Genomic DNA, 22,998 nt, shown 5'->3' on the forward strand with positions numbered 1-22,998 from the left:
GTTAAGACCGTAAGAATAACTTACCTAATTCATCAGGCGTAAATTTTATAATCGTTGGGCGACCATGTGGACAAACGTACGGTTTTTCAGTACTAAATAAATCCTCAATTAAGGTAGTCATTTGATACATATTTAAATTATGACCTGCCTTAATGGCCCCTCTACAAGATGCATAGGCTAGCATTTCATGACGTAACTGAGCCTTAGTAGGCTGTTGATGTTCGTGTAAGTAAGAAAATACATATTGGAGAATTTCAAAAGCCTTTGACTCTACTAAATCTACAGGCGCCCCTACTAATTTTATTTTCGTAGGACCACCTAACTCTACATCAAATCCAAGATCTAGTAAGGTTTCTCGCTCTTCCTCTACCAAATTCATTTCATCGTCAGTAGCCTCACTATATTGAGGCACAAGGATAGATTGCATAGGAATGGATTCAGAAGACTTACAAAGCTTATCATAACGTACACGTTCATGTGCTGCATGTTGATCTATAATATAGAGATCATCACCTTTTTTAGCCAAAATATAACAAGAAGCTACTTGGCCCATAGGTAAGAATCCAGAATTTTGAATGGTACGCTCCTCTATATTTTCTTCACGAATATCTTGAGCTAAAGACTTAAATTTCTCAACGTCTTCCTTCGTATAACTAGTATATTCAGTAGGAACAGCATCGAAGCTTTCGTCTGTAAAGGACGACTGTTCATAAGTAGCCTTTGGCGGAGGTGGTGTAAAACCCTTAGTTTTAAGACTCTCTACAAACTGTGTAGTCTCACCGCGCATGACTTCGTAACCTTTAGTACGGCGACTACCAAATACTTTGTCATAATCTACCGCAGTAGCTATATGCTCAGCAGACTGCATCTCATCTTGTACAACAGAAGGTGTTCTATACGAATCATATGTACTATTGCCATGAGAGATATTAGTATTGTCATCTCCTTGGTTGATAGCCGTATTGTGGGTATTACTACTATCTTTTGACAATGACTCACTTATGCCCATATAGGCAGATGACTCCCGTTCATATCGCTCATGAAGTGGATTATTTAAAGCATTTAAAATACCGTGGTAAACTGCTTTAAATATAATCTTATCATCAGAGAATTTAACTTCACTCTTACGAGGATGTACGTTAATATCTACCATACCAGCAGGTACAGTAATATTAAGTACTACTAAAGGATGACCGTTTTTAGGTAACAATGCATGGTAAGCATTATCGATAGCCTTCATTATTGTTTTATCGGAAATAACACGGTTATTAACGATAATAGTTTGCCAAATTCTAGTACTTTTAAGAAGGGTAGGTTTACTCACTACACCATCGATATAAATAGAGTCACTTTCATAAGCAACAGTGAAAATGTCATCCTTTGTTTTATAGCCATATAATGCAGCTACTGTATCACCAATATTACCATTGCCAGGTGTAACTATAGCTACCCGATCATCTACGATGAGTTTAAAAGAAATATGTGGATTGCTAAGGGCAAGTTTGCCTACAATATCTTGAATTTTAGAAGATTCTGTACGCTCTGATTTCAAGAATTTGCGACGGGCTGGCGTATTGTAGAACAAATCTCTTATTTCAATAGTCGTACCCGGTGCAGCACCATAAGGAATACAATCGGTAAATGTACCACCGTCAACAGTAATGCGAGTTCCTAAATCGGAGTCTGCTTTTCGTGTAGTTAAAGAGAAATGAGATACAGAGGCAATACTAGCCAATGCCTCCCCACGAAAGCCTAGAGAAGCAATATCAAATAAATCTTCTACCTGTTGTATTTTAGAGGTAGCATGACGCAAAATTGCCAGGCGTGCATCTTCCTCTGTCATACCGATACCATTATCGGTAATCCGCATATAAGCTACACCGCCATCGCCGATTTCAACCTCAATATTAGTGGCGGACGCATCAATGGAGTTTTCAATGAGCTCTTTAATAACTGATGCGGGACGTTCCACAACTTCGCCAGCAGCTATTTTATTGATTGTGGTTTCATCCAATACATGAATGGTTGCCATTATTTCCCGCCTCCTTTACGAGCCTCCTCTTGTAGTTCATATAATTTATTTAATGCTTCAATCGGTGTCATACTCATTACATCCACTTCGAGTAAGCTATCGACTACAGAATGAGTAAATAAGTTACCTAGTGGTGAATCACTGGCTTGTTTTGTAGTCGTTTTAACCACATTAGTAGATTGTCCACCAATTACACGGTTATTTAAATCACTAGTATCATGACTTTGATCTTCCAATGATTCCAAAATTACCTCTGCACGTTTTAACACAGAATTTGGTAAGCCTGCCAATCTCGCTACATGAATACCATAGCTACGGTCTGCACCACCTCTGATGATACGGCGCAAGAATGCAACATCCTTACCTTTTTCTTTTACAGCTACAGTGTAATTCTTTAATTTACTATAGCTTTCTTCTAAACAAATTAGCTCATGATAATGGGTAGCAAATAATGTCTTGCCGTGAATATGCTTACAAATATGCTCAACTACGGCTTGGGCAATACTTAAACCATCAAATGTACTAGTGCCACGACCAATTTCGTCTAGAATAATCAAGCTATTATGGGTAGCATTTTCTAAGATATAGGCTACCTCTTTCATTTCCACCATAAAAGTACTTTGACCAGTAGAAATATCATCACTAGCACCTACGCGTGTAAAGATGCGATCCACTGGAGAAATAGATGCTTCACGGGCAGGAATAAAGGAGCCTATTTGAGCCATAATCATCAAAATAGCAGCTTGACGCATATATGTTGATTTGCCGGCCATATTAGGGCCTGTAATGAGCAAGAATTCCTCATCATCGTGATTTAGAACGATATCATTTGGTACAAAAACTTCACGCTTCAAGAATTTTTCAATAATAGGATGACGACCATCTCGAATATTGATTTGGCCATTCATTACAATGGTAGGGCAAATATAATTCTCTTCGTAACCTACTAGTGCCAAAGAACACAATACATCAAGCTCAGCAAGAGCACGAGCTGTTTCTTGTACATCTTTAATAACGAGTTTTATATCATTTCGTAATTGTTGATATAATTCATGCTCTAAAGCGATAATCTTGTCTTTAGCGCTAAGAATTTTGATTTCAAACTCCTTTAACTCAGGCGTAATATAACGCTCTGCATTAGCTAAAGTTTGTTTTCGAATAAAGTAATCAGGTACTTGTTCAGATTTACTATGGGATACTTCAAAGTAATATCCAAATACCTTATTATAACCAGTTTTAATTTTAGATAAACCAGTAGCCTCTTTAATATCAGCTTCCATCTTAGCTAGCCACTGCTCGCTATTAGTAGCTAAAGAACGTAGTTCATCTAAATCCGGATTAAAACCATCTTTAATGACGCGGCCTTCTTTTAATGTCAATGCTGGTTGGTCAGCAATAGCATGGCATAATAAATCATAAATGTCTTTATGATCTTGGATGCGATCATTAATGGATGTTAATGCTAAACTTGAGCATGTACCTAATACATCTTTCATATCTGGTAATACCGCCAAAGATTCACGAAGAGCCGTTAAATCTCTAGGCGATACAGAACCTGTTTCTACACGACCTACGATGCGCTCAAAATCATAAATACAATCTAATAAACTACGCATATGAGAGCGTTCAGCACCACGTGTAATAAGTTCTGCCACGGCCGCTTGACGTCGTTGAATTTGATTTACATCAGTCAACGGACTTTCAAGCCATTGCTTTAATAGGCGCGCTCCCATAGGTGTCAATGTACGATCTAGCACATCGAGTAACGTCCCTTTTTGACCGCCATCACGTAGATTATGGGTAATTTCTAAATGTCGTAAAGAAGATGTATCTAAGATCAGACGATTACCTACACTTAATTGATGTACATAGTTAATATGGGAAATTTCAGACTTAATAATTTCTTCTAAATATAGAAGCATATATCCTAATGCTTCCCATACATCCTCTTCCATAAGACCTAAATCACCAAAGTGATTCACAGCCTTCTCAGCTACCTCACGCTGTGTATAGTACGTAGTGAATGGTGATAAAACAACATTACTAAATTGATTTTCAATGAAATCTTTTATATCTTGCGGTAAAGTTGTCCCTTCAGGCAATATGATTTCACTTGGTCTATACATACTGAGTGCATCGTACATATCACTTCGTTTGTCACTGTTAGTAATGCGATGCCAAATAACCTCCCCTGTAGATACATCAGAAAACACGAGTATCCATGCGTCTTTTACCATATAAAACAATGATAAAAAGTTATTAGACCTTGCATCATTACCATTTTCAGTCATTACCGTCCCAGGTGTAATGACCTTTACAACATCGCGTTTAACGATGCCCTTAACAGCTTTAGGATCTTCTAATTGCTCACAAATAGCAACCTTATAGCCCTTTTTAACAAGTGTTTCAATATAACTTTCAGCAGCATGAAAAGGAACGCCACACATCGGTGTGCGTTCCTCATCTCCTGTAGGGCGTCCTGTTAAGGTAATATTTAGTTCACGAGATGCAACTAATGCATCATCATTAAATAATTCATAAAAGTCACCTAAACGAAAGAACAGTAATTCATCAGAATATCTAGTTTTAATATCTAAATACTGCTCCATCATAGGTGTTTGCTTTTTCGCCATACTTACCCCTTTTGTATTGTACCGTAGCAAACCCAAGTTTGTGCTTTATCAATATAGGCAGGTACTGTTTCACCAATTGATAAGGAATCGTCTTTTGGGAATAACACCATTTTATTCCCCGAAGTACGACCAAACCACATATCTTCATCGCGAGGACTTGGCCCCTCAACAATAATATCAAACACTTGTCCTTCCATAGGTTTGTTCAATTCATAAGAGATTTCGTTTTGTACATCCATCAATGTTTGCAATCGCACACGCTTAACCTCTTCAGGAATTTGATCATCCATAGTCGCTGCTGGCGTACCAGAGCGTTTGGAATAGATGAAAGTATACGCCATATCATAACGTACGTCTTTCAATAATTGTAATGTAGCTTGGAAATCTTCCTCTGTTTCCCCTGGGAAGCCGACAATAATATCTGTAGTAACCACTACATCTTTAATTTTCTCACGACAGTACGACAGTAATTCTTTATAATGCTCTACTGTATAGTGTCGATTCATCTTTTTAAGAATACGATCTGATCCTGATTGAATTGGTAAATGTAAATGTGTAACAATGTTGGAAGAACGGCCAAGAGCATCAATCATAGATTTAGTCATATCTTGAGGATGACTTGTCATATAACGGATACGCTCTATGCCAGGAATGCCATCCAAAGCATCTATGAGTGTACCAAAATCAGTGCCATCTTTAAAATCTAATCCATAAGAGTTTACATTTTGGCCTAATAAGGTAATTTCTTTAAACCCTTTTGCACCTAGGTCAGTCACCTCTTTTACGATGGCCTCTACAGGACGGCTGATTTCTCTACCACGAACGTGCGGAACGATACAATACGTACAAAACTTGTTACAACCATTCATAATAGGTACCCAAGCATAGAATGTACCATTTGGCTTGGCTTCTAGTTCAGGAAGTACCGTGTTATCCATATCTACACTAATTTGATGTGTATGTCCCCGTTGTACTTCTTCAATCATTTCATTAATGTGTTGAATATTATGAGTACCTAAGACAATATCGATATGGGGAGCGCGCTTAAACATTTCAGCTTGATTCTTTTGTGCCATACATCCCGTAACAGCAAGAATCAAGTTTTTATTTTTACGCTTAAGTCTCATTAGCTCACCTATGCGGCCATAGACTTTAGTTTCTGCATTCTCACGCACTGCACAAGTATTTAATAAAATTAAATCTGCAGTTTCCACGTCCTCTGTTGGCGTATACCCAACAGATTCTAGCTGATGCGATAAGCGCTCAGAATCGGCAGTATTCATTTGACAACCATAGGTGTAAATATAATAAGACTTCATTCTAACTCCTACACTTTAACAATCTTACGTTTAGTTTCAATAATATTTTTAACTTTAATAGACATGCGCTCAATCGACATACCTGTAATGTATTCAATTTCATTACGTACAGATTTTTGTACTTGCTGCATCAATGTTTTTACAGGATAACCATGTTCAATAACAACAGCCATATCTACAATGAGACCATTTTGACCTTTATCACCTTTTTTAAAGGAAATATCACTAGACTCATCAACACCAGCTACTTTTTTTAGGCCATTACGAATTAATTTGATGATTACATCATCATCAAAGGTAAGACGTCCATAATAACTGAAAGCAGGGCGTACTACAGAGCGTTCAAAGCCTTCAGAACCTATTTGTCCCAATGTATCTTGATCTTGTTTTTTCAAGGTACGACGCCACATTGTTTTAATAGGATCAATCAAATAACCTCTAAAATGAGGCTTTAATTCCATAGTTGGGACCGGAATAATATGCTTGCCTTCTTTAAGACGAGCATGCTGTGCCCTTTCAATTTCTTTAGGCGTAGCAACATCCTCAATACGTATATATCGATCTGGATTTTGTAGGCCTAAGGCTTTTGTAATTTTCTTAACCATGTTATCGGAAGTACCAATAATCATAAGTTTATTAGGATTAATTTTATCAAGTTGTTCTCGTACTGATTTTACTTGTACTTCATCTTGGAAAATAGCTCGGCGAACAGCTTTTAAGCGACTAGACTCTTTTTTAGCAGAAAAACCAGCAACAATTTTATTATCATGGATTAAAATGCCATCATCGATGATACATTCAATTTTATTTTCGTGAGCCAGTACAAGCGCACGATGACTTTTACCAGTGCCACTACTACCAACAAATGCAATGACTTCCATAGTCTACCTCATTATTTATAACAAACTAATAAATTCTGATACATCATTACCAGCTACTAAGTAATCACCAAAATTATCTGGTTCCTTTCCTGGAATTCCATGATAATCAGAACCACCAGTAATAAACAATTTATGTTTTTTAGCTAATGCTTTATATCTCTCCACATCTATATCATTATGTTTGGAATGATATACCTCTATACCATCAAAATCAAAATCTAACATTTCTAATACATATTCATCACTAGATACTAATTTAGGATGTGCCATAACAGCAAAACCACCAGCTTTATGAATAATGTCAATAATATATTGAACCTCAACTTTTACCTTAGGCACATAGCAACGGCTGTCCTTGCGAAGAATCCCTCTAAAGACTTCATTAACATCCTTAGCATATCCACCATCAATTAAAAGCTTACCAATATGTGGACGTCCATAAGCTTTCGTATCAGGAAATTGTTTGATTAAATCTTCTTTTGTAATGTGATAACCTTCGATATTACAGCGTCTTATCATTTCATCGACGCGTTCTTCACGTTTTCTTTTAAAGAACGAAATAAATTCATTTAACTCATTATTATTTTCATCAAAACAATATCCTAAAATGTGGATAGACTTATCTTTATAATCAGCACTAAATTCACAGCCGTTTATAATTTTAATCGTTTCATTAGGATCTAATTCTTGCTGAGCGGTACGCAATGCTTTAATTCCATCAATTTCATCATGATCAGTTAAAGCCATCATAGATACATTGCAATCTAAGGCATGACGCAATAATTCCTTTGGTGTTTCAATGCCATCGGAATAAACGGAATGCATATGAAAATCTACATGCATATAGTACCTCCCATTACAAATATTCTATCCTTTAATTATGACTGATTTAGTCTATTAATTCAAGTTTAGAAAGAAAAATTGCGACCCTAATGAGCATTCACTAGAATCGCAATTTTATTATAAGTTTTGAAGTAATTCTGTTACTTTTGTAGCTACAGAATCAATAGCACAGGAAAGTGCCTCTCCAGTTTTACGGATTTGAATTTCTACTTCATTATTTTCAAGCGTATTTTTACTTACTGTAATGCGAAGAGGATAGCCAATTAAATCAGCATCCTTAAACTTAACGCCTGCACGATCTTTACGATCATCGAGCAATACATCTACACCAGCCTCTTGTAATGCAGTGTAAATAGTTGCACTTGTAGACATCAAAGCTTCATCTTTTGCATTAATCGGTACGATAACAGCTTCAAATGGAGCAATAGAACGTGGCCATATGATACCATTTTCATCATGATATTGCTCAATAGCAGCAGCTAATGTACGAGATACACCGATACCATAGCACCCCATAATCATTGGATTAGGACGACCATTTTGATCTAAGAATGTAGCTTGTAATGCTTCAGAATATTTAGTACCCAATTTAAATACTTGACCTACTTCAATACCTTTAGCATGTTCTAAAGAACCACCACATGTAGGACACACATCATCCTTCGTGATCAAGCGTATGGGAGCAACAATAATATCTTCTACATTAAAGTCACGTTTAGGATTAATGTTTACATAGTGAGCATCTTTTTTGTTAGCCCCACCACAAACATTGTATGTTTCCATAACAGATTCATCTACAACAATAGCAAATTCTTCTGTTTGTTCTAAGCCTACAGGACTGATAAATCCAGCTGTTAAACCTACTTTTTCCAATTCTTCAGGTGTAGCCATTTCTGGCTCTACAGAACCAAGTACGGCATGTTGTACAGCAACCTCATTGACTTCATGATCGCCACGAACGATAGCTAATACTACTTTACCATCGATAGAGAACACTACAGCTTTAATAGTTTTATGTAGTGGTAAGTTTAACATTTCTGCAACAGCTTCAATAGAGCTAGCATTAGGCGTGTCTACAACAGATAACTCTTGAAGAGCTTCTTCTGCTTGTTTCATGATGCCAGGCTTGCCGATTTCAATATTCGCAGCGTAGTCGCATTTAGTGCAATATACGATATCCGCTTCACCAGCTTCAGCGATAGCCATAAACTCATGAGTACCGCTACCACCGATAGCACCACTATCAGCCTCTACAGGACGGAATGTAAGGCCACAACGATTAAAGATACGCGTATAAGCATCATACATAGATTTGTAGGATTCTTCTAAGCCGGCTTCATCAACATCAAAGGAATAAGCATCTTTCATGATAAATTCGCGGCTACGCATCAAACCATAACGAGGGCGACGTTCATCGCGGAATTTACTTTGAATTTGATATAAATTTACCGGCAATTGACGGTAGGAATTAATTTCATTTTTTACGAGGGTCGTAATCATTTCTTCATGAGTTGGTCCTAAGCAGAACTCATTGTCATGACGATCATTAATACGCATCATTTCTGCGCCATATGCATTCCAACGGCCAGACTCTTTCCAAATCTCTGCAGGTTGTAAAATAGGCATCATAATTTCTTGAGCGCTAGCACGATCCATTTCTTCACGTACGATAGCTTCAATTTTTTTAATACTTCTCCAACCTAATGGTAAAAAGCTATATAAACCATTTGCAGTTTTACGCATAAAACCAGCGCGAAGCATGAGCTGTTGGCTTACTACATCAGCGTCGGATGGAACCTCACGCAATGTAGGTGCATATAATTTAGTGGCTAACATAAAGACTCCTCATCTAAACTTTCTAAATATTGATCAATTTCTCTAAATAATGTATCTACTAATTCGGCTTCTGGCACAGTCTTAATAACTTCTCCTTTACGGAATACGATACCTTGTCCATCGCCACCAGCGATACCAAAGTCAGCTTCGCGAGCTTCCCCTGGTCCATTTACAACACAGCCCATTACAGCAACCTTTATTGGAGCTTTAATGGATGCTAATCGCTCTTCTACAATGCCAGCCATATCAAATAAATTTACTTGGCAACGACCACAGGTAGGACAAGATATCATAGTGGCACCAAAGTTTCGTAATCCTAAGCTACTTAGAATACTACGACCTACTTCGATTTCATGAATTGGATCTCCTGTTAAAGATACCCGTAACGTATCGCCAATACCATCAAGCAGTAAAGAACCAATACCCATAGCAGATTTAATAGTACCTTGTTTAATAGTACCTGCTTCGGTAACACCTAAATGCAATGGATAAGGAATTTTATCGGATAATTTACGATAAGCTTCAACCATTAAAGGTACTTCAGTAGCCTTGATAGATAATTTCATTTGACGATAGTCTAATTTTTCTAGAATTCTTACGTGTTCTAAAGCGGTTTCAACCATTCCGTCAGCTGTAGGATGACCTCCATGAGCATCGAGAATATGCTTTGGTAAAGAACCTGCATTAACACCTATACGAATTGGGATTTGTTTAGGTTTAGCCTTTTCAATAACAGCTAATACCTTATCTTCGCCCCCAATATTACCAGGATTAATGCGCAAGCCATCTACATTATTTTCAATAGCCTCTAATGCTAATCTATAATCAAAATGTATGTCCGCAATCAGTGGAATAGAAATACCAGCTCTAACGGCTTTTAAAGCCTTTGCAGACTCTATTGTTGGAACAGCGACACGAACTAGTTCACAACCAGCCTCTGCTAAATGGTTAATTTCAGCAATCGCCTTTTCCGTATGTACCGGATCTGTTGTAATCATTGATTGAATACTTACCGGTGCATAATCACCAATTTTAACTGTACCTACATAGATACCATTTGTTGGTTTACGTACAATCATTGTAATCTCCCATCTGTCTTATAGTAATCGGAAAATATCCTGAGTCGTTACATATAAGAACAATGCTACCATTAAGGCAACACCAACCATTTGAATATACATGAGAGCTTTAGCAGGTAATCTACGGCCTGTTATAGCTTCAGCTAAAATAATAATCAAATGACCACCATCTAATACAGGTAATGGTAATAGATTAATAACCCCTAAATTAATACTAAGGAATGCAGCAAAGCTTAATAATGGTGCAAAGCCAGATTGAGCAATGGTGCCAGCCATTTGAGAAATCCCAACTGGTCCAGACAATTCAGCGGCTTGAGTACCACGAAGCATATCATATAGGCCACTGACCATCGCAACAATAGTTTGACCTGTACGGCTAACAGCAAGGCTTAATGATTCACCAATACTATAAGTTTCACGAGTAAAACTAGGATAAATACCAATTTTAACGCTATCTTGTTCATACTTAGGTATTACTGTAGTTTCAACAGATGGTCCATCTCGTTCTACAAAGTCAGTTACTCGATGATTGGCTGTACCTTGTATGCTAGGACGAATTTCATCCCAAGTAGTAATTTTTTTGCCATCAATAGTAATAATTCTATCATTAGCTTTTAAATGAGCCTGTTCCGCAGCACTACCAGAAATGATATTGCCAATAACAGGTTCATTTGTGTAGGTAAGGTTACCTACAGTCACATTAAGGCCAAAGAAAATAACAATGGCCAATAAAAAGTTAAATACAGCACCTGCAGAAATAACAATAAATTTCTTCCACGCAGGTTTATTATAAAAGGAGCGCTCATTAAGAGGCTCATCAGGACTCATACCTGCAATACGATTGAAGCCACCAAGAGGAATAATACGAATAGAGTATAATGTCTCCCCTTTTTGTACCTTAAATATGGCAGGACCAAAACCTATAGCAAATTCGTCAACTTGCATACCTGACATCTTAGCTGTAATAAAATGGCCTAATTCATGAATAAACACGATTAAACCAAATACAAATATTGTGGCTAATGCCGTTGTCATATATTCTCCTATAACATCAATGATGTAGCCTTTTCACGGGCCCATCTATCGATGGATAATAAATTATCTAACGTAAAGTCATCTTCTGGTCCCATAGATTCAAGAACAGAAGTTACAACTTTATAAATATCGCCAAAAGCGATTTTATCTTCTAAAAATGCATAAACAGCAGTTTCATTAGCTGCGTTAAATACAGCAGGCTTAAAACCACTGGCACGACCGACTTCATAAGCTAAACGAAGTGCAGGAAAATCATCGTACCGTGGTGGTAAAAATTCCAATTGTAAGGATTTCGTAAAATCAAGATGATTCATACTTAAAACTTCACGTTTTGGATATGTCAAAGCATATTGAATAGGCTCGCGCATATCTGGATTACCCATTTGCGCTAAAATAGCACCATCCTTCATACGGATCATAGAATGAACAATACTTTGTGGATGAACTACTACATCAATATGATCAAAATCAAAACCAAATAGCCAATGAGCTTCAATTACCTCTAAGCCTTTATTAAATAAAGAGGCAGAGTCAATAGTAATCTTATTACCCATATTCCAAGTTGGATGTCGTAAGCAGTCTGCAGCTGTAGCAGTTTTAATTTTATCAGAATCCCAGGTGCGTAAAGGACCACCAGAAGCTGTAACGATCAAGGAATCAACATTCTTGCGATTTTGACCTTCTAAGCACTGGAATATAGCACTATGTTCACTATCGATAGGTAAAATTTGTACGCCATACTCTTTAGCTAAAGATGTAATCAACGGACCGCCAGCAACTAGGGTTTCCTTATTAGCAAGGCCAATTGTTTTACCCTTTTTGATAGCCTCCACCGTTGGCTCAATACCTGCGGCACCAACAATTGCAGTGACAACCATAGTGGCCTCTTGAATCGTTGCAGCTGCTATGAGGGCTTCCTTGCCGCCTACAAGTTTTGTAGGACCTGTATAACGTACTTGTAGCTTTTTAAAAGCACTTTCATCAACTAAACCAGCTACTAATGGCTGATATTCTTTAATTTGTTTTTCTAAGAGGTCAATATTATGATGTGCCACTAAGGCAACCACCTTGAATTGATCTGGATGTTGAGACACTACATCAAGTGTCTGTGTACCGATTGAGCCAGTACTGCCAATAATACTTAGGTATTTCATAAGTTTACCTCTATTCGATTATTACGCGAATAGCAATATATAGACTAATGTGATAGGTGCAGCAAATAGTAAGCTATCAAAGCGATCTAATACACCACCATGACCTGGTAATAAAGTACCAGAATCTTTTACATTACATAATCGCTTAATCTTTGATTCAAATAAATCACCTAATGGTGCTAATATACCACTGATCATCCCTACATGGATACCCATCCACCAAGGAATACCAACAATATACGAAAATACTGCGCCTGTAATGATACAGCCTACAAAACCACCAATAAAACCTTCTAATGTTTTATTAGGACTAATTGATGGTACAATCTTACGTTTACCAAATGCACGACCTGCAAAGTAAGCAAAGGTATCACTAGCCCACGTAGTAAACAATAATAACCAAAGTGTAATTGTTCCCCAGTTATGTAGTTCAAAAGGCATTGTTAAAGACATATATATAGAGTCATGACGAATCATGAGCAAAGAAATCATGCCAATACCAACGTATAGCAAACCAAATACGCTAAAGGAGACGCTAGCCATAGAGTATTTATTTTCGCCAAACGTACATAACATATAATTAGCAAATAAACTTAATACTAAAATAGCTATAGCTAGAATATATTGATGACATGCGAAAGCAATCATCAATAATAACATACTGATGTACCCCCATATAATGGACATACGTACATGTTTAGCCTTACCGAGCAAAACAAATTCACGCCACCCTAATAGGGCTAACAGCGTAATAAGAACATCATACACTGGTCCGCCTAACGTAATGGCCCCTAAGGCAATAATAAAACCTATAACAGCGGTTATAACACGTGTTTTTAACATTCTTTATTCCTCATCACGTAAGCCACCAAATCGGCGTTCTCGTTTCTGATATGCCGCAACAGCTTCTAACAAAGTTTCCTTTGTAAAATCTGGCCAATGTAAATCAGTAAACCAGAATTCAGCATAAGCTAGTTGCCATAACAAAAAGTTACTAATTCTAAAATCACTACTTGGACGAATCAATAAGTCTACATCGCTAAACTCTTTAGTAAATAATTGAGAGCTTACATAGTCTTCAGTAATATCGTCCGTTGTAATAGTACCCGCTTTTACAGAACTTGTAATATCGCGGATAGTTCTTACTATCTCATCACGTCCACCATAGTTAATAGCTAACTGTAAAGTAAGACCTGTATTATTCTGAGTTAACAGTTCTGCATCTCGAATGATTTGTTGTAACTCCGCTGAAAGAGCGCCAATATATCCAATAAATCGAATGCGAACATTATGTTCATGCATATACTTAACATTATTGTTTAAGTATTCTTTGATGAGAGCCATAAGTAAAGAAACTTCCTGTTCAGGTCGTTTCCAGTTCTCTGTGGAGAAACCATATACCGTAAGAGCTCTAATTCCAATATCGTCAGCAGCGATAACGATCTGCTTTAATACGTCTGCCCCTGCACGGTGACCCATGGAACGTGGCATTCCTCTACGTTTAGCCCAACGTCCATTACCATCCATAATAATAGCAACATGTTTAGGAATAGCATTGCTATCAATAGCAGGCGTATCCGATTGTTTACGGTTAAATAATTTCTTTAGCATAGTCTACCTCGATAGAATGTCCGAAGTCGCTGGCAATCATTGGTCTATATACTAGTATATGTAAACACTCATCTACCTTAGTAATACGTGCTACATAAAATCCTTCGTCTGCAATCTCAAAAAAGCGGTTAAAGGATGCCCCAATCATTACCTTAAAAGGAATATGGGCAGCCTGCAAACGAGACTTTGCAAGCTGCCATGGCATTCCAATAAGGCTATTAGAATCTAACATTATACTTCTAATACGTCCTTTTCTTTTACTGCTTTTAACTCATCAATATGCTTAACTTTAGCATCTGTAAGTTTTTGGATTTCATCTAAACCGTCTTTAGCATCATCTTCAGTAATTGTTTTAGCTTTTTCTTCTTTTTTCAATGCATCATTTACGTCACGACGAATGTTACGCACTGCAACTTTAGCATCTTCAGCTTTTTTGTGAACTACTTTAACGATTTCTTTACGGCGTTCCTCAGTTAATTGAGGAATAGTTAAGCGAATTTGAGCACCATCATTACCAGGATTTAAACCAAGGTCAGATTGTAAAATCGCTTTTTCAATTGCACCGATCATAGTTTTATCCCAAGGAGCAATCACGATCATACGAGGCTCAGGCACGGAGATATTCGCAACTTGATTAATTGGAGATGGACTGCCATAGTAATCAACCATTACTTTATCAAGCAATGCTACACTAGCACGACCAGTACGAATAGATGCAAATTCATGTTTTAAAGCCTCAATAGACTTATTCATGCGTTCTTCTGCTTGTTGTAACAATTCTTTAATTTCCATTTGAATTATTCTCCTCGAACAATGGTACCAATCTCTTCGCCCTTAGCGGCTTTTGTAATGTTACCAGGAATGTCCATGCTAAATACAATAATAGGAATATTGTTATCTTTACATAAAGTCGTAGATGTAGCATCCATAACTTTTAATTCTTTTGTGATGATATCGTTATATGTTAACTCATCAAACTTAATGGCATTAGGATTCGTCTTAGGATCGGAATCATATACACCATCAGCAAATTTCTTCGCCATCAAAATTGCATCAGCTTCGATTTCAGCAGCCCGTAATGCAGCTGTTGTATCTGTAGAGAAGTAAGGTTTACCTAGACCAGCACCGAAGATTACGATACGTTTTTTCTCTAAGTGACGAATAGCGCGACGACGAATATAAGGTTCTGCAATTTCTTGCATTTCGATAGCTGTTTGTACGCGAGTATCTACGCCAGCTTGCTCTAATGCATCTTGCAATGCTAAGGAGTTCATTACTGTTGCTAGCATACCCATATAGTCAGCAGTAGCACGATCCATACCTTGATTACTACCAGCCAACCCTCTCCATAGGTTACCGCCACCAACAACAATTGCGATTTCTAAATCAGTGGATTTTGCTAAAGCTGCAATCTCTTGCGCAAATTCTTCAACAACATCAGGGTTAATACCAAATCCTTGGTCACCTGCTAATGCTTCACCACTCAACTTCAAAACAATACGTTGAAAGTTTCTCTTTGCCATGTTTTTACTCCTCTATTGCAAAATAAGAGAACACTGTACGGTGTTCTCTTATTGTTTCTTAATTATTTACCAACAGATGCCATTACTTCAGCTACGAAGTCATCTTGGCGTTTTTCAATGCCTTCACCTAAACCGTAGCGAACAAAACGACGTACGTTGATGTTTTCACCGATTTTTGCAATACTTTCATTAATTACATCAGTAACAGTTTTGTCACCATCTTTAATGAATACTTGTTCTAATAGGCAGTTTTCTTTATAGAATTTTTCAATACGACCAGCAACCATTTTTTCCAAAACAGCTTCAGGTTTTGGTTTACGGCCAGCTTTTACGTCTTCTTCAGCTTCTACTTTAGCTTGTTCCAACAATACTTGTTTTTCGTGTTCGATTACGTCAGCAGGAACTTCTTCACGGTTCAAGTATGTAGGGTTAACAGCAGCGATTTGCATAGCGATATCGCGTGCTAAGTTTTGGAAGTCGTCAGTTTTAGCAACGAAGTCAGTTTCGCAGTTAACTTCAACTAAAACGCCGATACGGCCACCAGCGTGGATGTAGGATTGTACTACACCTTCAGCTGCAATACGACCAGCTTTTTTAGCTGCTGCAGCTAAACCTTTTTCACGAAGAAGGTCAACCGCTTTATCGATATTACCGTCAGTTTCAACCAATGCTTTTTTAGCGTCCATCATACCTGCGCCAGTCATGTCGCGCAATTCTTTTACCAAAGCAGCAGTAATTGCCATTATTTTGTTCCTCCTAGTATTAATTAAGGTAAGGATATAGTCCTTACCCTAATTATATATGTTATAGATTTATCTTTCAAATGCTAATCAGAAATGATTAAGTAGCTTTGCAGAATTATTCTGCAGCTTCAGCATTGCCTTCTTCGAAGGATTCGCCTTGACGACCTTCAAGAACAGCGTCAGCCATTTTACCAGCCAACAATTTAACAGCGCGGATAGCGTCATCATTTGCTGGGATTGGGAAATCAACTTCATCTGGGTCGCAGTTAGTGTCTACTGTTGCAACTACAGGAATACCCAATTTTTTAGCTTCTGCAATAGCGATTTTTTCTTTTTTAGGATCAACTACGAAAAGAGCACCTGGCATTTTAGGCATATCTTTGATACCGCCAAGGTATTTTTCCAATTTTTCCATTTCATGACGAAGACCGATAACTTCTTTTTTAGGCAATACTTCGAAAGTACCATCTTCTGCCATAGCTTCCAATTGTTTTAAACGTTTAATACGAGTTTCAATTGTTTTGAAGTTTGTCAACATGCCGCCCAACCAACGTTCGTTAACGAAGAACATGTTAGCACGGATAGCTTCTTCTTTAATAGCTTCTTGAGCTTGTTTTTTAGTACCTACGAACAAGATTACTTCGCCTTGGGAAGCAACTTCACGCAAGAAAGAGTAAGCTTCTTCTACTTTTTTTACTGTTTTAGACAAGTCAATGATATAAATACCATTGCGCTCAGTGAAGATGAATTTCGCCATTTTAGGGTTCCATCTTCTAGTCTGATGACCAAAGTGTACACCAGCCTCTAATAATTGTTTCATTGATACTACTGCCATTGTGGCACCTCCTGTTAATTAACCTCCGCCGCTTCATCCTTCGGGTCACCCAAAATTAGGCACAGTACCGAAGTCCACCGACGTGCATATTTTTCATACCCAATAATTTTAACAAATAATTATTGTAAAAGCAAGCAAGGAGTGAGGATTTCTTAAAGAATTCCTCACTCCTTATCTTAATTCGTAGTTTAGATCATCACTATATTCTTTTTAAGCCTATAATAGGTAACTCCATTACTAATATAGATTTAGTTATTACGAATGGCTTCAATCATATGAGCACGATCTTCAGCACCAAACACAGCAGAGCCAGCTACTAATACTGTAGCACCCGCTCTTTTGATTGGTACACATGTAATATCGTTGATACCACCATCTACTTCAATTACAGCCGTAGTATTATCTACTTCCTCTAACAACATCTTAGCTTGTTTAACCTTTTTAATGGCATTTTTAATAAAAGATTGTCCACCAAAGCCCGGATTTACAGACATAATTAAAATCATATCTAAATCAGCAGCCACATCTTCTAACACGGATACTGGTGTGCTTGGATTTAAAGCAACACCAGCTTTCATACCACATTGCTTAATATGTTGGATTAAACGATGCATATGCGGTACGGTTTCTTGATGGAACGTAAAATATTCTACACCGATTTTTGCATATTCTTCTACATAGTCACCAGGGTTTGTAACCATTAAATGCACATCAAAAGGCAATTTTGTATATGGACGAATCGCTTTCACAATAGGAGCACCAAAGGTTAAGTTTGGCACAAAATGTCCATCCATAATGTCGATATGTAATAAGTCAGCCCCCGCTGATTCAATAGATTGTAACTCTTCGCTTAAGGTCGCAAAATTTGCGGAAAGCATTGATGGTGCAATTTTAATCATATTAAAACCTCTTTCGTTGACTTTCTATATCATTACGTATAGACATATAAGCGTCATATCGTCCTTGATGAATATGACCTGCTTCTAGAGCATCTTTAATGCCACAAATTGGCTCATGTTCATGATAACATGGGTTAAATTTACAAACATCCACATATTGACTAAATTCTGGGAATAATGTAGGCAATCGCTCAAGAGATACATCATTGAACTCAATAGCACTAAATCCAGGTGTATCCATAATGAAGGAATCTGCATCTAAACTATATAGGGAAGCATGACGGGTAGTATGTTTACCACGTTTTATTTTGTCACTTACCTCACCAGTTTGAAAGGCAAACTTAGGATCGACCGCATTTAATAGACTACTTTTACCAACCCCAGATGGGCCTGCAAAGGCAGTTACCTTATGTTGCAGTACATGACGTAAATCTTCAATGCCTGTCATATCATAGGTAGATGTCATCAATACGTCGTAGCCGATTGATTTATAAAGCTCAACCATCGCTTCCGTATCGGAATCCATCAAATCACATTTATTGATACATAGCACGATAGGAATATCTGCATGTTCAATCATAACGAGCATTTTATTTAGTAAAAGCTCATTAATATCTGGCTCATGAGCTGCTACAACTAATACAACTTGATCAATATTAGCTACCGCAGGACGTACCATAGCATTATGACGTTCGTGGATGGATTCAACGAACCCATCCTCCGAAATCGTAACGCGGTCACCAACAAGAAGACTGTAACGACCTTGCTTTAGTCTACCTCGAACTTTGCATTCATGAATAGTACTCGTATCATCTTGAACATAAAAGTAACCATTCATATTTTTGACAACAATACCTGTAATCATAGTACCTCTTATAATGCAGTCTCTTGTACTAATGCACCATTGAGATATACTTCAATACGCACATTACCTACGCCAGATACTTTACGAACGATACGATCACCAGGTTTATTGGTATCATCATAAATTACAGCCGAACCTTCATCGTCTTTCACAACGATTTTAAGTTCTTGATTTTTAGAACCTGATGGTACAGTAACATCTACAGTACCAGTTGTTTTATTGCTACTGCTTTCTTCTTTTTTCTCAGATTTCTTTTTATCCTCTTTGAATTCAGTAGTAAGGTTTAATGTGGATCCTTCATCAATCTCATCACCAGCTTTAATACTTTGCTCAATGACTACAGCTTTTTCCTCCACAGAGCCCGCTACTTGATTTACACCTAAATGAGCATTGCTCAAAGTATCGCGAGCATCTTTTAATGTCATACCTACAAGATTAGGTACTTTTACTTTTTTAGCTTTTGCCTTATTTACAACAAGATCAATTGTAGTACCTTTAGAAACTTTAGAATCCCCAGAAGGACTTTGAGCAATAACTACACCATCTTTTTTACCATCTACAGATTGTTGTGTTATCTTACCTACAACTAAGCCAACATCTTTAAGTCTTTGGCGAGCTTGATCTACAGTTAAGTCAGATAAATCTGGTACTGTAATATCACCTACACCTTTAGAAACAACAAGGTGAATCGTACGTTGCTCCTTAACCTTTTCCCCAGCTCCAGGAGTTTGTGAAATGACTTGACCTGCTGGAACATCTGGGTTTGTAACCTCACTTGTAGATACACGTAAATGTTTATCTTCTAAAATATTTTTAGCCACAGATACTTGTTTACCTACAACATTAGGTACATCTACCGTTGTATTACTCCAGAAGTTACCATAGCTTAAGAAAGCTCCTAAAAATGCTACCAAGAAAATGACAGCAGCACCTAGAACGATATATTTTTGTGGAATCGATGCAATTTTACTTAACATACTCTTCTTTTGACCCTCGTCTTTACGTTCTTCTTGAATAGTGCTGAAATCCTCAAGTGCTTCAGGATCAACAGCTGGTATCATTTGAGTTGCAAAATCATATGGTTCATGACGTTGAGTTTTACCCATTGTAAAGCCTTGAGATAATCTTAAATCACTTATCATGTCAGAAATAGAATCAAAACGATCCGCAGGGTTTTTAGATAATGCCTTCATTACGACAGCTTCTAGAAGCGGTGGAATTGAAGGATTATATCGAGTTGGAGGAGCTACTTTTTCACGTACATGTTTTAATGCTACTGCAATTGGAGTCTCCCCTTCAAAAGGAACTCTACCTGTAAGCATTTCATATAAAACTACGCCTAAAGAGTAGATATCAGTATTACCATCTACAGGTTTTCCACTGGCTTGCTCAGGTGATAAATAGTGAGCAGAGCCTAAAATTGAATTCGTATACATAACTGTATTAGTAGCATTCATAGCACGAGCGATACCAAAGTCAGTTACTTTCACACGACCAGTCTGAGTAATAATTACATTATGCGGTTTTATATCACAGTGAACAATGCCCATTGTATGAGCGTGTTCTAGACCTTCAGCTATGGCAATAGTAAATTTAACAGCCTCATCTATGGATAGTCTGCCATGACGAGTAATATATTCTTTTAACGTTTCACCGTTTACATATTCCATGATGATGTAGTGTAAATCTTGATCAAATCCTACATCATACATATTTACAATATTTGGATGATTTAATTTACCTGCAGCTTGCGCTTCTCGCTTAAAGCGAGTTACGAATTCATCATCATTAGCAAAGTTTGCATGCAATACTTTAATTGCTACTTGTCTACCTAATAAGGTATCTTCTCCTAGGTATACGTCAGCCATTCCACCAACGCCAATTTTATCAACAATTCGGTAGCGGTTATCTAGAAGTATACCTTTTATATTCATAGTACTCATTATTTCTCCATTTCTAGATTAGATTGTTCCCACTACAATGGTCACATTATCTCCTGCTCCGACTTCATAAACAGTATCCATCAATGATTCAACAACCATCATGTTATCATCAGACGATTGCAATGCAGAGGCAATTACATCATCTGTTACATAGCCACTTAATCCATCAGTACAGAGTAAAATACGATCACCGGGAAGAATCGACTCAATGCCGCTATCAACCTCTAATACTTCATCGACACCGACAGCGCGTGTCAATAAATTACGTTGAGGGTGACTTAGCATTTCATCCTTTGTAATCTCTCCAGCAGTTAATAATTCTTGTACCATAGAATGATCCGTAGTAATTTGTCTTAAAAGACCATCCCTATATACATACAAACGACTATCACCAACACTTGCCCAATATAACTGATTATCTTTTATTGCTGTAACTACAGCGGTAGTCCCCATACCAGCAAGGCGTTCTTCACTAGCCACACGATTAACAATGCGTTGATTAGCGTGAATGATAGCGTCGCATAAATCTTGTTGACCCACCGTTTCAAGGGAGGCCAAATATTCTCTTATTTCATCTACAGCATACGTACTAGCGATTTCACCACCGCTATAACCACCCATGCCATCAGTGACAGCGCAAACGTTACCATCAATAAAGAAACGGTCTTCATTGCGCTGCCGCACAAGTCCAATTTTACTTAAACCAACAAAATTATTCATGATTCTCCTTTTTCCGACCATGAGCAGCTTTTAGCTGTCCACATGCGGCTTGGATTGCATCGCCCATTTCCTTTCGTACCGTTACAGATACTCCATAGGAACCAACAATGTCTTTAAATGTATTCATATTCGTAATAGATGGTTTATATAATTCAATATGTTCATTGCCATTAACAGGAATTAAGTTAACATGACAATTTGGAAAATCCTTACAGATTTGTCCCAATGCATGAGCCTCCTCCATAGATGCATTTACAGAATCTATGAGGATATACTCAAAGGTGATACGACGTTGTGTTGTATCATAATAATATTTTACCGCATCTAAGACTTCCGTCAATTCATAACGGGCACCAACGGGCATGATACTACGACGTACTTCATTATTTGTAGCATGTAATGAAAGGGCCAACGTTATAGGCAAACCTTCATCAGCTAATTTATAAATATTAGGAACCCAACCACAAGTAGAAATCGTCATTTTACGATAACTAATATTACAAACTATAGGATCATGTAACAATCGTAGAGCTTGTAATACATTATCATAATTTTGTAGTGGCTCCCCTGCGCCCATAACGACAACAGAGTGGATTTGCTCTTTTGTAAGAGCACCAAAAATAACAACTTGTCCTATAATTTCAGCCACTGTTAAATCGCGGTATAAGCCACCTTGCGTAGAGGCGCAGAATACACAGCCCATAGCGCAGCCTACTTGAGATGAAACACATACGGAATAACCATAGTGTTGCTCCATCAAAACAGCTTCTACTCGGCTTTGATCTGTCATCTCCAATAGGATTTTTCTAGTCTTTCCATCTGGAGATATAGACTCTGTAATTAATGTAGGTAAAGAGATAACACAATTATCACTTAACCATTGACGCAATTCTTTTGGGAATTGTGTCATTTCTTGAAAATCGAACACATATCTATGATAGATATAGTCGATTAACTGTTTCGCTCGAAACTTTTGTATATTATGGGTCTTAAAGATAGATTGTAATTCTTCTAAAGACTTACCCAATAATTCTATCATGGTACTCC

Annotated in this window: 21 protein-coding genes; all 21 read right to left on the bottom strand. The window is 37.5% G+C overall.

Annotated features, from left to right (window positions below; translation table 11 throughout):
- Nucleotide 1: 1 nt before the first annotated feature.
- Complete coding sequence (gene mutL / locus RYM16_RS00940; RefSeq protein WP_314981806.1) at nt 2-2,032, bottom strand: DNA mismatch repair endonuclease MutL; 2,031 nt, start codon at nt 2,030-2,032, stop codon at nt 2-4.
- The gene (gene mutS / locus RYM16_RS00945) at nt 2,032-4,665 is read right to left on the bottom strand and encodes a DNA mismatch repair protein MutS (RefSeq protein ID WP_314981808.1); all 2,634 of its coding nucleotides are present in this window, start codon (nt 4,663-4,665) and stop codon (nt 2,032-2,034) included. Before mutS ends, mutL begins: the two co-directional genes overlap by 1 nt.
- Nucleotides 4,666-4,667: 2 nt before the next feature.
- The gene (miaB, locus tag RYM16_RS00950) at nt 4,668-5,984 is read right to left on the bottom strand and encodes a tRNA (N6-isopentenyl adenosine(37)-C2)-methylthiotransferase MiaB (protein ID WP_273298016.1); all 1,317 of its coding nucleotides are present in this window, start codon (nt 5,982-5,984) and stop codon (nt 4,668-4,670) included.
- A gap of 8 nt (nt 5,985-5,992) precedes the next feature.
- Nucleotides 5,993-6,865 (bottom strand): Asp23/Gls24 family envelope stress response protein, encoded by an 873-nt coding sequence (locus RYM16_RS00955; RefSeq protein ID WP_314981810.1) that lies wholly within the window; start codon nt 6,863-6,865, stop codon nt 5,993-5,995.
- A gap of 15 nt (nt 6,866-6,880) precedes the next feature.
- The gene (locus RYM16_RS00960) at nt 6,881-7,708 is read right to left on the bottom strand and encodes a PHP domain-containing protein (protein WP_314981812.1); all 828 of its coding nucleotides are present in this window, start codon (nt 7,706-7,708) and stop codon (nt 6,881-6,883) included.
- Between the two features lie 117 nt (nt 7,709-7,825).
- Nucleotides 7,826-9,544: a proline--tRNA ligase gene (locus RYM16_RS00965; protein ID WP_314981813.1), complete on the bottom strand. Its 1,719-nt coding sequence runs from the start codon at nt 9,542-9,544 to the stop codon at nt 7,826-7,828.
- On the bottom strand, nt 9,538-10,623 hold the full coding sequence (gene ispG, locus RYM16_RS00970) for a flavodoxin-dependent (E)-4-hydroxy-3-methylbut-2-enyl-diphosphate synthase (protein ID WP_314981815.1): 1,086 nt from the start codon (nt 10,621-10,623) through the stop codon (nt 9,538-9,540). Before ispG ends, RYM16_RS00965 begins: the two co-directional genes overlap by 7 nt.
- Nucleotides 10,624-10,641: 18 nt before the next feature.
- Nucleotides 10,642-11,658: an RIP metalloprotease RseP gene (rseP, locus tag RYM16_RS00975; RefSeq protein ID WP_314981817.1), complete on the bottom strand. Its 1,017-nt coding sequence runs from the start codon at nt 11,656-11,658 to the stop codon at nt 10,642-10,644.
- An 8-nt stretch (nt 11,659-11,666) separates the two neighbouring features.
- Nucleotides 11,667-12,812, bottom strand: coding sequence for a 1-deoxy-D-xylulose-5-phosphate reductoisomerase (locus RYM16_RS00980; protein ID WP_314981819.1), 1,146 nt, complete (start codon nt 12,810-12,812; stop codon nt 11,667-11,669).
- A gap of 21 nt (nt 12,813-12,833) precedes the next feature.
- Nucleotides 12,834-13,655 carry a phosphatidate cytidylyltransferase gene (locus RYM16_RS00985; protein ID WP_314981821.1) on the bottom strand — a complete coding sequence of 274 codons (822 nt, stop codon included), beginning with the start codon at nt 13,653-13,655 and terminating at the stop codon, nt 12,834-12,836.
- Nucleotides 13,656-13,658: 3 nt separating this feature from the next.
- Nucleotides 13,659-14,423: an isoprenyl transferase gene (locus RYM16_RS00990; RefSeq protein ID WP_314981822.1), complete on the bottom strand. Its 765-nt coding sequence runs from the start codon at nt 14,421-14,423 to the stop codon at nt 13,659-13,661.
- The gene (locus tag RYM16_RS00995; RefSeq protein ID WP_009351441.1) at nt 14,404-14,655 is read right to left on the bottom strand and encodes a hypothetical protein; all 252 of its coding nucleotides are present in this window, start codon (nt 14,653-14,655) and stop codon (nt 14,404-14,406) included. The genes RYM16_RS00990 and RYM16_RS00995 overlap by 20 nt, the downstream gene beginning before the upstream one ends.
- On the bottom strand, nt 14,655-15,215 hold the full coding sequence (gene frr, locus RYM16_RS01000) for a ribosome recycling factor (protein WP_009351464.1): 561 nt from the start codon (nt 15,213-15,215) through the stop codon (nt 14,655-14,657). Before frr ends, RYM16_RS00995 begins: the two co-directional genes overlap by 1 nt.
- A gap of 5 nt (nt 15,216-15,220) precedes the next feature.
- Nucleotides 15,221-15,946, bottom strand: a complete 726-nt coding sequence (pyrH, locus tag RYM16_RS01005) for a UMP kinase (protein ID WP_009351482.1) — start codon at nt 15,944-15,946, stop codon at nt 15,221-15,223.
- A gap of 62 nt (nt 15,947-16,008) precedes the next feature.
- Nucleotides 16,009-16,689 (bottom strand): translation elongation factor Ts, encoded by a 681-nt coding sequence (gene tsf, locus RYM16_RS01010; protein WP_265137275.1) that lies wholly within the window; start codon nt 16,687-16,689, stop codon nt 16,009-16,011.
- A 115-nt stretch (nt 16,690-16,804) separates the two neighbouring features.
- The gene (rpsB, locus tag RYM16_RS01015; RefSeq protein ID WP_009351446.1) at nt 16,805-17,524 is read right to left on the bottom strand and encodes a 30S ribosomal protein S2; all 720 of its coding nucleotides are present in this window, start codon (nt 17,522-17,524) and stop codon (nt 16,805-16,807) included.
- 248 nt (nt 17,525-17,772) lie between these two features.
- The gene (gene rpe, locus RYM16_RS01020; protein WP_314981824.1) at nt 17,773-18,423 is read right to left on the bottom strand and encodes a ribulose-phosphate 3-epimerase; all 651 of its coding nucleotides are present in this window, start codon (nt 18,421-18,423) and stop codon (nt 17,773-17,775) included.
- 1 nt (nt 18,424) lies between these two features.
- Nucleotides 18,425-19,288, bottom strand: a complete 864-nt coding sequence (gene rsgA, locus RYM16_RS01025; protein ID WP_009351481.1) for a ribosome small subunit-dependent GTPase A — start codon at nt 19,286-19,288, stop codon at nt 18,425-18,427.
- Nucleotides 19,289-19,296: 8 nt separating this feature from the next.
- Complete coding sequence (gene pknB / locus RYM16_RS01030; protein WP_167386465.1) at nt 19,297-21,222, bottom strand: Stk1 family PASTA domain-containing Ser/Thr kinase; 1,926 nt, start codon at nt 21,220-21,222, stop codon at nt 19,297-19,299.
- A gap of 27 nt (nt 21,223-21,249) precedes the next feature.
- Nucleotides 21,250-21,951, bottom strand: a complete 702-nt coding sequence (locus RYM16_RS01035) for a Stp1/IreP family PP2C-type Ser/Thr phosphatase (RefSeq protein ID WP_009351475.1) — start codon at nt 21,949-21,951, stop codon at nt 21,250-21,252.
- Nucleotides 21,944-22,990 (bottom strand): 23S rRNA (adenine(2503)-C(2))-methyltransferase RlmN, encoded by a 1,047-nt coding sequence (gene rlmN / locus RYM16_RS01040; protein WP_314981826.1) that lies wholly within the window; start codon nt 22,988-22,990, stop codon nt 21,944-21,946. Before rlmN ends, RYM16_RS01035 begins: the two co-directional genes overlap by 8 nt.
- Nucleotides 22,991-22,998: the final 8 nt, after the last annotated feature.

Source organism: uncultured Veillonella sp. (assembly GCF_963524655.1).
In the GTDB taxonomy this organism is placed as follows: Bacteria; Bacillota; Negativicutes; order Veillonellales; family Veillonellaceae; genus Veillonella.